Here is a 13,812-nt window from a genome sequence, read left to right on the forward strand (position 1 = left end):
TGGCTTCTTCCTGGGCGGTCACTTCGCGAGTCTCTTTTCGGCGGCGAGCACGGCGGCGGCTGATGCTGCGCCCAGCGCGGAACCCGCCAGCACGTCGGAGGGGTAATGCACACCGAGGACCACCCGCGAGAGCAGCATCGGCGGGACGAGCACCGCAGGCAAGGGTAGCCCGGTCAGTCGGCCGAGCAACACAGCCGCCGCCGTGGTCGAAGTGGCGTGCGAGGACGGGAAGCTGAGCTTCGACGGCGTCGACACGTTGACCTGCACGGACGGATGGTTCGGGCGGGGGCGCCGGACCACACGCTTGATCACGACCGACGCGGCGTGCGCGCCGAACGCGCCGACCGCGACCCCGGCCCACTGGCGACGGCGCGGCTTGTCGACCAGCGCGCCGACCGCGGCGATGCCGATCCAGCCCAGCGAGTGCTCACCGAAGTGGGACATGCCGCGGGCGGCCTTCATGACCGCCGGGTTCTGCCCGATGGTGCCCTGCACCAGGTTGAGAATCTTGACCTCGGCCGGGGACGCGGCCGGAGTCGCCGGCGCGTCCGGGACCGCGTGCAGTCCGCGGTCCACGCCGGAAGCTGGCTGTGCAGCCGTCATTTGGGCTCATTCCTCGTCTGGGCGGCGGAAGCGTCGATACCGAAGACGTTCTCCCACGCGGCCTGGCTGGTGAGATGCGCGTGCGCGCGACGATACTGCTCGCGCACCTCCGGGAAGCGCTCGGCCAGCTCCTTGCGCAGGCGCATGGCCTCGGTGAACAGCTCCTTGGCCTTGCGCGGATCCCGCTTACGGTAGACCACGCCGCGGCCGTCGGCGGTGGTGACGGTGACTCCGTCGACCTGCGAGAGCAGGAACCAGCGCGCGTCCAGGGTCGGCACGTTCAGCTGCGGGGTGTCGTGGTGCTTCGGGTTGGCCTTGCGGAAGTTGTGCAGCACACCCTTGCCGAGGCGCACCACCTTGGCGATGGGGTTGCCCGGCTCGCCGACCGCGCCGACCTCGGCGCGTGAGGCCAGGGGCAGTTCGGTGGAGGACGGCACCACGACCGCGTCCGGGTATTCCTTGCGCATGGCGTGCACCTTGCCCAGCGCGGTCGGCAGCAGCTCGAACAGCTTCTCCGGTCCGGCGAGGTAGTCGCGGATCGCCTCGTTCTGGATGGCGACCGTCGAATACTCCAGGCACAGCAGGTGTTTCAGCGTGGCCTTGACGGTGTTGACCACCATCGGGCGGCCGTCGTTGGGCAGGTGCAGCGACGCGACCACCAGGCGGTTGCGCAGGTGGAAGTAGGCCTGCCAGTCGATGGCGTCGTCCTTGTCGGACCAGGCCATGTGCCACACCGCGGCGCCCGGCAGGGTGACCGTCGGGTAGCCGTGTTCCCTTGCGCGCAAACCGTATTCGGCGTCGTCCCACTTGAGGAACAGCGGCAGCGGCTGCCCGATCTCCTCGGCGACCCGGCGCGGGATGACGCAGGTCCACCAGCCGTTGAAGTCGACGTCGATGCGCCGGTGCAGCAGCTTGGAGTTGTCGCGGTCGCGCAGCGGGTTCTTGGCGAAGTCGTGGTCGTACTCGACATTGGGGGCCGCGGTCCACATGAAGATGGAGCGGTCCACCACCTCGCCCATCACGTGCAGGTGCGAGCGCTCCTGCAGGTTGAGCATCTGGCCGCCGGTCAGGATGGGCGACTTGGCGAAACGCGAGAAGGCCAGCGCGCGCAGGATGCAGTCCGGCTCGATCTCGATGTCGTCGTCCATATAGACGATGTACTCGGCGTCGGTGGTCTTGAGCGCCTCGTACATGACGCGGCTGTAGCCGCCGGAACCGCCGAGGTTGGGCTGGTCGTGGATGGCGAGGCGACCGGCCAGGCGGGCCGCGGCCTCGCTGAAGCCGGGCTCGTCCACGACCTTCCTGGTGCCCTGGTCGGGGATGATGACGGCCTTGATCTTCTCCAGCACCAGCGGGTCGGAGCCCAGCGCGGTCAGCGTCTTGACCGCGTCGGTGGGGCGGTTGAAGGTCGGCATGCCGACGGCGATGCTGCCCTCACCCGGCGCCTCGATGGGCGCGTACCAGCCGCCGCTGCGCATTTCGACGTGGCTGTCGGTGGTGATGTCGAACCAGATCCAGCCGCCGTCCTCGAACGGGCCCAGATCCACCTCGAACTCGACGAAGTCCGCGGCGGCCGCGCCCTCGCCCGGCGTGCTGAACTCATTGCCCTGCACGTGGATTCGGGAGCCGTCGGCCTTGGAGCGGTAGACGTCGACGCGGCCGTGGCCGGACAGTTCCAGACGCAACACGACCGACTTCAGCACGCTCCAGCGCCGCCAGTAGCTGGCCGGAACCGCGTTGAAGTAGGTGCAGAACGACACCTCCGACTCCGCGCCGATGGCCAGCGCGGTGCGCGTGATGGCGTGCGCGCGACGGGAATTGGTGTCGGATTCCTCGAGGTACAGCTTGCGGACGTCCAGCGGTTCACCCGGCCGGGGCAGGATGATGCGCTGGAGCAGGGATACGGCGCGAGTCTCGGTGCTCATGTCTTCCCGCGTGAGTTGGGCGGTCATCAGGCCTCGTCCACCAGCGGCGCGCCGGATTCCAGGTGCGGGCGCAGCACGTTGTCGAACATGCTGAGCGCGGCGCCGATGGCCATGTGCATATCCAGGTACTGGTAGGTGCCCAGACGGCCGCCGAACAGCACCTTCGCCGACGCGGTCTCGGCCTTGGCGCGCTCGCGGTAGGCCAGCAGCTTGGCGCGGTCGTCGGGGGTGTTGATGGGGTAGTACGGTTCGTCGCCGGTCTGGGCGAAGCGCGAGAACTCGCGCATGATGACCGTCTTGTCGGCCGGGTAGTCGCGCTCGGGGTGGAAGTGGCGCGGCTCGATGATGCGGGTGAAGGGGACATCCGCGTCGTTGTAGTTCATCACCGAAGTGCCCTGGAAGTCACCGGTTTCGAGCACCTCGGTCTCGAAATCGATGGTGCGCCAGCCGAGTTCGCCTTCGGCGTAGTCGAAGTAGGCGTCCAGCGGGCCGGTGTAGACGACCGGGGCGTCCGGGTTCTGGGCGCGGATCTCGTCGCGCACGTCGAACCATTCGGTGTCGACACGGACCTCGATGAGGTCGTTCTCGGCCATCTTCGACAGCCACGCGGTGTAGCCGTTCTTCGGCAGGCCCTCGTAGTCGTCGTTGAAGTAGCGGTTGTCGAAGGTGTAGCGGACCGGCAGGCGGGTGATGTTCCCGGCCGGGAGCTCCTTCGGGTCGGTCTGCCACTGCTTGGCGGTGTAGTCACGGATGAATGCCTCGTAGAGCGGGCGGCCGATCAGGGAGATGGCCTTCTCTTCGAGGTTGGAGGCGTCCTTGGTCTCGATCTCCGCGGACTGCTCGGCGATCAGCGCGCGCGCCTCGTCGGGCGTGAAGTAGCGGCCGAAGAACTGCGAGAGCAGACCCAGGCCCATGGGGAACTGGTACGCCTGGCCCTTGTGCTTGGCGAAGACGCGGTGCTGGTACCCGGTGAACTCGGTGAACTGGTTCACGTAGTCCCACACCCGCTTGTTGGAGGTGTGGAAGAGGTGGGCGCCGTACTTGTGGATTTCGATGCCGGTTTCGGGATCCGCCTCCGAGTACGCGTTGCCACCCAAGTGGTAGCGGCGTTCAACCACCAGAACCCGCTTTCCGAGCAGGTTGGCGGTGCGTTCGGCGATGGTCAGCCCGAAGAAGCCGGAGCCGACAACGATCAGATCGAAGGGGGATGCGACGGTCACGGTCGCCCAGACTACCGGCACTGCCCGGGGACGCGCGTGGGCTCCGGCGGGGGCGGCGGGCAGGGGTGGCCCAGGCCATCCCGGCGAATGGGATTCGTCGCGTGGTTTTCGCTCAGCGTTCACGAAACGGCAGACAGTTGCGTCATGAAAGCTGTATTACATATCGACTCGATTTGTAACACCGACCAGTTTGTTGCCGTGTGATTGCGCGGCCCCTCGAAAGACCACGTACATGCGCCTCGCACGATTCGCCCCGCTCGTCGGGGCATTGTCCATCACCGCCATCCTGAGCACGGCCGCCCTCGTCCCGGGCGCGGCCCCGGCTCGCGCCGACGAGGGCGACACCCTCGCGGCAGCCGAGATCGCCGACGCCGGCGACGTCTGCGGCAAGCCCACCGCAACCTTCGATGACGTCATCACCGCGGCCGCCACGGCCGTTCGCACGGTGGTTCCGGCCGAGCAGCAATCCGCCTACGACCGCTCGGTCGAGGACTTCCGGCAGAACGTCGCCTCGATCCATGTGCACCGCAACGGGCTGCTGCCGCTGGGCCCCGACGAGGTCAACGACCGTACGCAGTTCCTCGACGACCCGATCGTCACCTATATCGTCAACAACCTGGACGCCGTCAAGACCGGCAACCTGCACAAGACCATCGCGCTCTCGCAGCTGAAGGTGCGCGACGTGGTCGAGGTGTTCATTCTCGCCACCCGCATCGTGAAGATCCCCGCCCAGTTCGCGGCCAGCCTGGTGCCGACCGTCGGCTTCGTGCTCAAGCCGGTGGTGGGCGCGCTGTTCAACGGCGTGAAGTCGCTGGCGCGGTCGGTGCAGTCGCAGCTGTCGCTGGGCTGCGATGCCAACGGCGCGTACCAGAAGCTGCGGCTGGAACTGCCCGACGAGCACGTGGACGTGCCGCAGCCGCTCATCGACCTGGCCAACCAGCTCACCAAGGCCGATGGCACCTGTACCACGCTGGCCGAACTGAAGACCGCCGACCTGGTCGAGCGCACCCGCACGTTCCTCACCACCGCGGCCGGACTGCCCGTCGACCCGGCGTCGGTGAACGCGAACGCCGCTGCGCTGCAGGGCTTCCTGCACGAGAACCGGGTCGCCGACATCATGATGCTGCGCCGCACCGAGCAGCTCGGCCCGATCGTGGACGCCATGGACTACGGGCCGCTGACCTTCCTGGCCAACCTGGGCTTCGACATCTACGAGGGCCGCGCCCTGAATACCGTCCCGCTGGCGGATGTGAAGGTGGAGAACGTCTTCTCGCTCATCACCTTCGCGCTCGACGCCACCAGCCTGCTGCTCACCGCGGGCACCACGATCGCGGGATTCACCGGGGTGGGCTCGGTCATCACGACCCCGTTGAGCATGGCGCAGACCATCGCCTTCGCGCCCACCACCTACGGCGCGCCGATCCTGCGCGGTGTCATGCAGTCGATGTGCGCGGCCTGACCGAGCACTGATCCGAAACCGATCGAGCACTGAAACAGCCGCCCGGCCGAAAGACCGGGCGGCTGTTCACTTCTCGGGCCACTCCCCCGCGGCCGGAATCACTGCCCGGGGACTACAGCCGGGCGGCGGAGTACACCCGCATCGCGTCACGGACATACGCGGCGGTGCCGTCGCCGTGCACGTCGTAGTTCTTCGCGAAACGCGGGTCGGCGACGTACATGTCGCCGAGACCGTTGAAGTACTGAGCGGTCACCGGCCCGCCGGACGGGGACGCCCCGATCCAGTCGTGGTGGCGCCGCACGATGGCCTGCACCTCGTCGCTGTCGACCGGGAGGCCCGCCGCGTGGGCGCGGCCGTAGTCGGCGGCGATGTCGAGGTGGCGCTGCTGGAACGCCTTCTTCTCGGCGTCGCTCATGGCGTTCCACCACTGGTTGCCGCTGTCCCAGGCCTGCTTGCCCCAGCGTTCGATGACCTCGTCCTTGTACCGGGCGTGGTCGAATCCGTCGAATACCTCGTCTGCCATCAGTTCTTCGCCTGCTTTCGTCTTGCGCAATGTTGTTTGCACCGAGGCGATCTGGCGCGCGATCCGGTCCTGCTCGTTTTTCAGCAATTCCAGATGTGTGCGCAGGGCGGCGGCGGTGTCCTTTTGCCCGGCGAGCACTTCGGCGATGGCCGGAAGGCCGAGACCGAGCTCGCGGAGTAAAAGGATGCGCTGCAACCGGACGAGGGATTCCTGGTCGTAATAGCGGTAACCGTTCGATCCGATCCGGCTCGGCGGCAATAACCCGAGCTCACCGTAATGCCGCAGGGTGCGGCTGGTGGTTCGGGCGACCGCTGCCAATTGCTGGATGGACCATTCGGTTGCCACGTTCCGGCCTTTCGTATCCTCTCGTTCTCCTCGACGAATTCAGGATGCAAGTTGACGCAGCGTCAAGGTCAAGCCCCGACCAGTATGCGCCGGTCGGGGCTTGTTCGAGGGGCTTACGCGCCGGCGGTGCACTCGCTGTAGCGCACGTGCACGGACTGCTTCGGCGGGGCCGAGCTGCCGAACATGGCCGGCGGGGACGGCATCCAGTTGGTCAGCCGGTCCATGGCGTCACGCTCGGCCTCGGCGCGGTTGCGGCCCGAACCGCCGTAGTAGTAGGAGTGGTCGGCGCTCTCGGCGATGGCGCCGCAGCCGTTGGCGAACTGCACCATCACCTTGCAGCCGCGGTGGGCGCACTTGTTCAGCGCGGCCGTGTCGGAGGCGCCCCAGCTCGGGTAGTTCCACGCGGCGCCGTAGAAGGTGCCGCCGTCGGTGCTCAGCGCGAGCGTGCCGTAGAGCGATCCATCCGGTCCCCGCTCGGCATTGGCGGTACCGGCCCCCAGCGACGTCACCAGCACGGCGGCCGCGGAAACGAACATGGTCAAGGCGAGCTTGCCCGAGAAAGCCATTCGAATTCTCCCCAATTTCGCAGCGGCCGCTGCGCATGGGCCGCTACTGCTCTCGGTGGTGCGATCACCACTGCCGGATTTCTATCACGGGCCACCGACACGGCCAAGTCAGTTTCCGCCGGAACCGGCTGCCGGGCATAGCTTTTCCGAATAGCTCCGGAAGTGGGGACTTGCCAACCACTTGCGGGCGTGACATGCTCCACGCGCGCGCCCCCGGACTCCCGAATTCGGCGCGCTGGAATCGATTTTTTCGTGGGATGGGGAAAACCTGATGAAGTTTGCGGGCCGCGCCCGAGTTCTGCACTGGGCGGCCGCGGCCGTCACTGCCGTGAGCTCCACCCTCCTGTTCGCCGGCTCCGCGGACGCCGCCCCGGTGGTGACGCTCGGCGGTGGCTCCGGCGTCTACGTCGAAGACCTCCAGGACGCCACCTCGGTCAGCGAGTGCACCATCACCGCGATGGGCTACGACAACAAGAACCAGCTGGTCGGACTGACCGCGGGCCACTGCGGTGAGGTCGGCGCGCGCATCGCCGCCGAGTACACCCGCTCCGGCGGTATCGGCGTCATCGCCGAGAAGGACGAGGAGATGGACTGGGCCATCATCGTCTTCAACGCCGACCGGGTGATCCCGACCCGTCAGGTCGCGCAGTCGGTCATCAACTCGGTGGGCGCGCCGCCGCAGATCGGCGAGAACGTCTGCAAGAACGGCCGCACCACCGGTTTCACCTGCGGTCCGGTGTGGGAGACCAAGTCCACCTACTTCCGTAGCCAGGTGTGTGCCAACCACGGTGACTCGGGCGCGCCCGTGCTGCGCGGCGACCAGCTGGTCGGCATGGTGGTGGCGGGCACCGACTTCCGGGCCGGGCCGATCACCATCGAACTGCCGCTGTGCACCGGTGGCGGCAACCTGATCCACGAGCCGGAGCTGGCCACCAACATCACCACGGTGCTGGCCAGCATCGACCATCACGGCGGGGCGGGCGCGGGTTTCCGCGTCGCGTAAGCATTTCGACGCCGGGTGAACCGGCGAACACCGCGGGGCGTGACCGGATATTCGGTCACGCCCCGCGGTGTTCTCGTTGTGCGGTAGCGGCTTTCAGTAGCCGACGGTGAATCGGACGCGGTGGTGGCGGGGATTCTCGATCTCGTCGAGCAGCGCGATCGCCATGTCCTCCATGGAGATCGAGGAATTGCCCTGGTCGTCGGCGATCATCTCGTCGAGGCCGAACCGGAACACGCCGGTCCGTTCACCGGGCTCGAACAGCGCGGGCGGGCTGACGTAGGTCCAGTTCACCGGGTGCGCGGTGGTCCGGAACACCTCGAGCTGACGGCGGCCGCCCTCCGCGATCGGGCCCAGTTCGGCCGGGAACTCCGGCTGCTCGGCCAGGGTCCGGCCGGTTCCGGCGACGGTCAGGGTGCCCGCGCCGCCGACCACCAGCAGCCGGATTCCGCTGTCCGCCAGCCCTTCCAGCAGGGCCGCGGCGACCTCGGCCAGCTCGTGCTCGCTGCCCGGGACCGGGCGGGTCGCGCTGACCACGACATCGCTACCGGCGCTGGCCTTCTCGACGGCGGCGGCATCGGCGGCATTGCCCGCCCACACCTCGACCTGCTCGGGCAGATGCCGCAGCCGCTCGGCGTCGCGGGCGACCGCGCGCACCCGGTGGCCCCGGCTCAGCGCCTCGGTCACGACCCGGCTGCCGGTGTCTCCGCTGGCTCCGAACACTGTGATCTGCATGATGTTTCGCTCCTTCGCAAGATTTCCGGATCAGGCCGCGGTGCGGGCCGGTGCGGGCGTGTCGGTGACGGGTTCGGGCGCCTTGGGCGCGGCGCCGGTCTGGCCGAGCAGGGTGCCGCCCAGCGCGATCGCCATGCCCAGGATCTGCAGCGGGGCCAGCGCCTGGCCGAGCGCGGCCCAGCCGATGACGGCCGCCGACAGCGGGCTGAGCAGGCCGAGGAACGAGACCGAGGTGGCCGGAGCCTTGGCGATGCCGCGGAACCACAGCGCGTAGGCGGCGGCGGTGCCGATCAGGCCGAGGTAGAGGTAGCCGCCGATATTGCGGGCGTCCAGCGCGGGCGGCGCACCCTCGACGATGGCGGCCAGCGGCAGCAGCATGAGGCCACCGGCGGTCAGCTGCCAGCCGGTCATGGCGAGCGGGCTGACGCCGTCGGGGCGTCCCCAGCGCTTGGTCATCACGGTGCCGCCCGCCATGGAGGCCGCGCCCAGCAGACCGGCGATCACGCCGACGGTGTCGAGAACCGCTGTGGCCCTGAGGACTACGAGGGCGACGCCGAAGAGTCCGATCACACCGGCCAGCACCTTGCGCACGGTGAGCCGCTCGTTGAGCGCCACGGTGGCGATGCCCAGCGCGAAAAGCGGTGCGGCCGCGCCGAGTACGGCGGCGACGCCGCCCGGCAGGCGGTAGGCGGCCAGGAACAGCAGCGGCATGAAGATGCCGATGTTCAGAGCGCCCAGCACCGCGGCGCGGCCGATCCACTGTCCGTGCGGCAGCTTGCGGGTGATCGCCAGCAGCAGCAGTCCGGCGGGCAGGGCGCGCATGAGCGCGGTGAACATGGGCCGGTCCGGCGGCAGGAACGTCGTCGTGATCGCGTAGGTCGACCCGAAAACCAACGGTGCGAGGGCAGTGACGGCGAGGGTTCCCGCGAGTCCTGCGGCGCCGGCGCGTGTGGTGGTCATCGATAGCTCCTCATTGATAATCTCAACGTTGAGATAACACCATCCCGGATACCTCAGCGTCAAGTATCTCAACGTTGAGATTATTTCGGGGACCGAAAGGAGCAGGTCACATGCCCGACGCAGTCGACCAGATCACCGCGGCCTGGCGTCAGCAGCGCCCCGACGTCGACAGCTCCCCCATGGAGATCTTCGGCCGCATCTCCCGACTGGCCCACATCATCGAGCGCGAACTCACCGACTTCTTCCGCGCGCAGGGCCTGGAGTTCTGGGAGTTCGACGTCCTCGCCACCCTCCGCCGCTCCGGCAACGACTCCGGCCTCACCGCCGGCGCCCTCAACAAGGCCGCCATGCGCACCTCCGGCGCCATCACCAACCGCATCGACCGCCTGGTCGCCAAGGACTTGGTCGAACGCGTCCCCGACCCCGTCGACCGCCGCGCCATCCGAGTCCGCCTCACCGACACCGGCCGCACCCTCGTCGACAACGTCCTCCCCTTGCACATGGACAACGAACAACGCCTCCTGGCCGACCTCACCCAAGCCGACCGAGAAGCCCTGATCCCCCTCCTCCGCAAGTTCTCCGAATCCCTCGGCGACCTCTCCCTGGACTGAAACACGAAAGAGGGCGGCACTCCATTTCAGGTGTGCCGCCCTTATGAGCTGAATTTTCAATCCATAGTTCACGTTTCATTCCCGTGTACCCAGCCGGACCTCTCGCGGCTGATGGAAAGCACACTGGACGGGCTATTCGGCGGGGTATGGGGTTGAGCTCGGAGTGGTCGGCTGCACCGAGGTGTAGGCCGGACGGGTGGGAGTGGGTTGAGGTGGGGTGGTTACGGTTCGGGGGGCCGGGGTGACCGCCAGGGGCTGTGGGGGTGTTTGGTCGGGGAGTCCGCGGGTGTCGGAGTGCAGGGAGTTCGGGTCGGCGCTGCCGGGACTCGGGAGGGGGACGACACCTCGGGTTCGGTTGCCCGGGTTGGGGCGAGCCGGGGTGTCCGGGGTGACATTGCCTGGGGTTGCGGGGTTTTCGGCGCCGGGGAGGGTCTGCGGGATGGAAGACGGATCTGTGTAGGTCGGAGTGCCGGCGCCGGGGGTGGTGGTCTCCGGGGTGGCACCGGTTTCCGGATCGAGTTCCGGTGGGGTGGTGTCTGTTTGGGGAGACTGCGGGGAAAGCAGGCTGGGGAGGAGGCCCTGGGATTGGACTGCGGGGAAGTCGGTGAGGGCGGGGCCTATTTCCATTGCCGAGGCGGGGGTCAGGGGGCCGCCGTCGGGGGCGGCGGAGTATTCGGCTCGGAGGATGTGGTTGTCGCGGACCAGGACTCGGCCGGAGGTGGAGTCGACGGCTTCGGTGGTGCGGGGGTCCTCTTTGTCGGTGCCGAGGTACATCTGGCAGTCGGTGGTGTCGCAGGTTTGGGCGTAGGTGTAGCGGTCTTCGGCTAGGGCGTAGGAGCGGGCGGCTATGGCTTGGGCCTTGAGGGCCTCGGTGCCGCCTTGGTCAGCCCAGCCGGGGATCATTTCGGCGGGGACCACGCCTTTGAGGTAGTCGTCGAGGTCTACTTCGTTGACGGTGCGGAAGGCGTCGCCTTCGAGGGCTACGCCGAGGACGCCGCGGAAGGCGTTGCCGCCGCAGATCTCCAGTTGTTCCTCGGCGGGGCGGGCGGTGCCCTCGGTGACGGGGTAGGCCCAGGGGTCGTCGGTGGCGCCTTCCCACAGGGTGTTGCCGTCGCAGCCCTGGGTGATGGTGACGTCCGCGCCGGAGGCGGTGGGGGTGAGGTGCGCGGCCTGGCCGGGGATGACACGGCGGCCGGCGACGTAGAAGACGGAGTCGGAGACGACGTCGAGGGTTTTGTCGTCCTGCTCCATGATGCGCACTCGGACGGAGGTCGCGCCGATGTCCGCGAGGTCGGCTCCGGAGTAGTAGTTCGCGAGGATGCGGTCGGCGGTCCAGCCTTGGGCGGCCTTCTCGAACGCACCGTTCTGGCTCAAGCCGCGGCCGTGACCGGCGCCCACCGTCAAGTGGAGGGCGTTCTCGGGCCAGGCCCACACGAGGAGGGCGGTGCCGCCGGTGGTGGCGGCGACAGCGAGGGACAGGGTGAGCAGGCCGCGCCGTCTACGGCGCTCGGCTAGGTACCCGTTCGGCATGTCATACCCGTTCTCTCGAGGGCTGAAGCTACATTCGAGTTACCCAAAGCTAAGCCTCAACCAAACGTTCAGGGAATGTGACAGTAGGGACTAGTGTGATCGTTGATGCGCCAAGTAGCAAGCTTGTGCTCGGGGCGCGGTTAGACCGATTTACCTGAATGGGAGATGCTTGTGCCGTATCGCAGACCGAAACATGCCTACACGCTCCCGGTAGTCACCGCCCTCGCGCTGACCGTGTCCGTCGGTGTCCTCGCCCTGAGTGACATCCGGGATGTCCGGAATGCGGATGAAAGCAATTTGGCAGCTATACCAGCACAAATGGCCGAAGTCGCCCTCGCCTCCGCGCCCGATATCGTGCTGCCGCTGCGTGAGCTGACCGGGCTGGATCTGCCCGACCTGCGACTGTCCGATCTGCGGATGTTGCCGCTGCCCAGCGCGATTCAGATCCCCGAGAACCTGATCCCTGGCGTGCCACTGCCGACCGAGATCCCGCTGCCCAAGCTCGACAAATCCCAGCCACAGCCCGTCGGGCCCGCCCCGGCTCCCGCGCCGCACGCAGTCCGGCCCACTCTGCCGGGCTCCCTCCCCAACGCCACACCGGTGGTCCCCGGCTCCGCGAAACCGAACACCCCTGCGGGGGTACCCGGATTCATCGCCGAACCGGGTCCGCTCCCGGCCGCGGACAACCCGGCGGCCCCGGGCCCGCATCCGGTCCCCGGTCTCGCGGGCGACCTGCGCACCCCGGCCCTCTCCCCCGGAGCGGTCCCCACCGACCTGGTCGACAAGGTCGGCGCGCAGGTCAAGGAACTCTCCCGGGACACCCCGTTCAGCATGGTCGCGCTCACCGCGGCCGATGTTCTCAACGCCACCACCAAGATTCGCGCCCAGCGCCCCGACGGCACCTGGGGACCGTGGTACGACGCCGAGTCCGAATCCGGCAGCGACAAGTCCCAGCCGGGTAAGCGCAAGGGCACCGAGCCCATCTACGTCGGCAACACCAAGACCGTGCAGATGCTGGTGACGCCGAAGGCGAAAGCCGTCGCCACGCCCGCCGAACCGACTCCGCTGGACGACAGCAAAGCCGATCCCGCGCAGATCAATCTGGAGAAACTGGCCGCGGTGCTGATCGATCCGGGCCGCGGCAGCATCGACGAGAACCTCACCTCGGTGGCCGCCCCGCTGCCCGGCGGCGGTCCGAAGGTGATCTCCCGGGCGCAGTGGGGCGCGGACGAGTCGCTGCGCTGCGAGGAACCCACCTACGACGACGGCGTCTCCGCGATCACCGTGCACCACACCGCGGGCCGCAACGACTACACCAAGGCCGAGTCCGCGGGCATCGTGCGCGCCATCTACTCGTATCACGCGAAGACGCTGGGCTGGTGCGACATCGGGTACAACGCCCTGGTCGACAAGTACGGGCAGATCTTCGAAGGACGCTACGGCGGCCTGGACCGCCCGGTCGAGGGCGCGCACGCGGGCGGCTTCAATATCGACACCGCGGGCGTCGCGCTGATGGGCGACTACGAGGAGGACGATCCGACCGACGTCTCCATCCAGGCGCTCGGCAAGTTCATCGGCTGGCGGGCCAAGCTGGCGGGCTTCGACCCACTGGGCTCCAGCACCATGTACTCCGAGGGCAGCGACTACACGAAATACGCGCTCGGACAGGCGGTCAAGCTGCCGAACATCTTCGCCCACCGCGACGTCGGCAACACCACCTGCCCCGGTGACGCCGCCTACGCCCTGATGGACAAGATCCGGCAGATCGCCGCCGACGCCGCGGGCGGCACCAGCGCGGTCGAGCCGACCAGCCCGAACCGGACCCGGCCCGGCCAGAACGCGGGCGCGAACCCGCAGGTCCAGGCCGCCCCGGCGCCGCCGGCGCCCAGTTCCAGTGAAGCGGACCTGGCCGCCCTCGCCGACCTCACGCAGCGGATCCTCGGCATGCTCGACCGCAGTGCCGTCGCCCGCTACTGGAACGAGCAGGGCGGCGCGGAAGGCCCACTGGGACAACCGAAAGCGGAACCGGTCGCCTTGGCGGACGGCGGGCAGTACGGGCAATTCGCGAATGGATTCGTATACGCGAATTCCGCCGGTCGGATCGTTTCGGTGGTCGGGAAGATTCTGGAACGCTTCCTGCAAATGGGCGCGGACACAGGCATTCTCGGCCTGCCGACCTCGAACGAATATCCGGTCTCGAATGGTGTCCGCACCGACTTCCAGAACGGCGCACTGATTTTCGACCGGATGACCGGGATCGTCACCACCGTGCTGAAGACCTACGGCGCGGTCCAGGACCCCATCAAACCCATTCCCGCGGTGGCGCCCAACTAGG

At 68.0% G+C, this 13,812-nt stretch carries 12 protein-coding genes; 4 read left to right on the forward strand and 8 right to left on the reverse strand.

All coding sequences use genetic code 11. From position 1 onward, the window contains the following. Positions 1-18 precede the first annotated feature (18 nt). From ACWEOI_RS04815 to glf, 3 genes are all read right to left on the reverse strand, one after another. Positions 19-462 carry a phosphatase PAP2 family protein gene (locus ACWEOI_RS04815; RefSeq protein ID WP_452359194.1) on the reverse strand — a complete coding sequence of 148 codons (444 nt, stop codon included), beginning with the start codon at positions 460-462 and terminating at the stop codon, positions 19-21. Positions 463-599: 137 nt separating this feature from the next. Next, the gene (locus tag ACWEOI_RS04820; RefSeq protein WP_433669716.1) at positions 600-2,555 is read right to left on the reverse strand and encodes a glycosyltransferase; all 1,956 of its coding nucleotides are present in this window, start codon (positions 2,553-2,555) and stop codon (positions 600-602) included. Next, positions 2,555-3,748, reverse strand: a complete 1,194-nt coding sequence (gene glf / locus ACWEOI_RS04825) for a UDP-galactopyranose mutase (protein WP_433669714.1) — start codon at positions 3,746-3,748, stop codon at positions 2,555-2,557. Before glf ends, ACWEOI_RS04820 begins: the two co-directional genes overlap by 1 nt. 232 nt (positions 3,749-3,980) lie before the next feature. Between glf and ACWEOI_RS04830 the strand changes: the two genes are divergently transcribed. Further along, the gene (locus tag ACWEOI_RS04830; protein WP_452358959.1) at positions 3,981-5,207 is read left to right on the forward strand and encodes a hypothetical protein; all 1,227 of its coding nucleotides are present in this window, start codon (positions 3,981-3,983) and stop codon (positions 5,205-5,207) included. A 112-nt stretch (positions 5,208-5,319) separates the two neighbouring features. Here the strand turns inward: ACWEOI_RS04830 and ACWEOI_RS04835 are convergent, their stop codons facing one another. Continuing rightward, on the reverse strand, positions 5,320-6,075 hold the full coding sequence (locus tag ACWEOI_RS04835; protein WP_452358960.1) for a MerR family transcriptional regulator: 756 nt from the start codon (positions 6,073-6,075) through the stop codon (positions 5,320-5,322). A 113-nt stretch (positions 6,076-6,188) separates the two neighbouring features. Next, complete coding sequence (locus ACWEOI_RS04840) at positions 6,189-6,641, reverse strand: DUF4189 domain-containing protein (RefSeq protein ID WP_433669709.1); 453 nt, start codon at positions 6,639-6,641, stop codon at positions 6,189-6,191. A 271-nt stretch (positions 6,642-6,912) separates the two neighbouring features. Between ACWEOI_RS04840 and ACWEOI_RS04845 the strand changes: the two genes are divergently transcribed. Continuing rightward, on the forward strand, positions 6,913-7,644 hold the full coding sequence (locus ACWEOI_RS04845) for a S1 family peptidase (RefSeq protein WP_433669708.1): 732 nt from the start codon (positions 6,913-6,915) through the stop codon (positions 7,642-7,644). A 93-nt stretch (positions 7,645-7,737) separates the two neighbouring features. Here ACWEOI_RS04845 and ACWEOI_RS04850 read toward each other — a convergent pair whose 3' ends face one another. Both ACWEOI_RS04850 and ACWEOI_RS04855 read right to left on the reverse strand, forming a co-directional pair. Then, positions 7,738-8,376, reverse strand: coding sequence for an NAD(P)-dependent oxidoreductase (locus ACWEOI_RS04850; RefSeq protein WP_452358961.1), 639 nt, complete (start codon positions 8,374-8,376; stop codon positions 7,738-7,740). A 30-nt stretch (positions 8,377-8,406) separates the two neighbouring features. Next, complete coding sequence (locus tag ACWEOI_RS04855; RefSeq protein WP_452358962.1) at positions 8,407-9,336, reverse strand: EamA family transporter; 930 nt, start codon at positions 9,334-9,336, stop codon at positions 8,407-8,409. Between the two features lie 110 nt (positions 9,337-9,446). Here ACWEOI_RS04855 and ACWEOI_RS04860 point away from each other — a divergent pair, with 110 nt between their 5' ends. Next, positions 9,447-9,947, forward strand: a complete 501-nt coding sequence (locus tag ACWEOI_RS04860; protein WP_452358963.1) for a MarR family winged helix-turn-helix transcriptional regulator — start codon at positions 9,447-9,449, stop codon at positions 9,945-9,947. Positions 9,948-10,079: 132 nt separating this feature from the next. On the opposite strand, the gene ACWEOI_RS04865 is transcribed toward ACWEOI_RS04860, so the two are convergent. Then, positions 10,080-11,477: a SpoIID/LytB domain-containing protein gene (locus ACWEOI_RS04865; protein WP_452358964.1), complete on the reverse strand. Its 1,398-nt coding sequence runs from the start codon at positions 11,475-11,477 to the stop codon at positions 10,080-10,082. 318 nt (positions 11,478-11,795) lie between these two features. Between ACWEOI_RS04865 and ACWEOI_RS04870 the strand changes: the two genes are divergently transcribed. Continuing rightward, complete coding sequence (locus ACWEOI_RS04870; protein ID WP_452358965.1) at positions 11,796-13,811, forward strand: N-acetylmuramoyl-L-alanine amidase; 2,016 nt, start codon at positions 11,796-11,798, stop codon at positions 13,809-13,811. Position 13,812: the final 1 nt, after the last annotated feature.

This window comes from Nocardia sp. NPDC004340 (genome assembly GCF_053602575.1).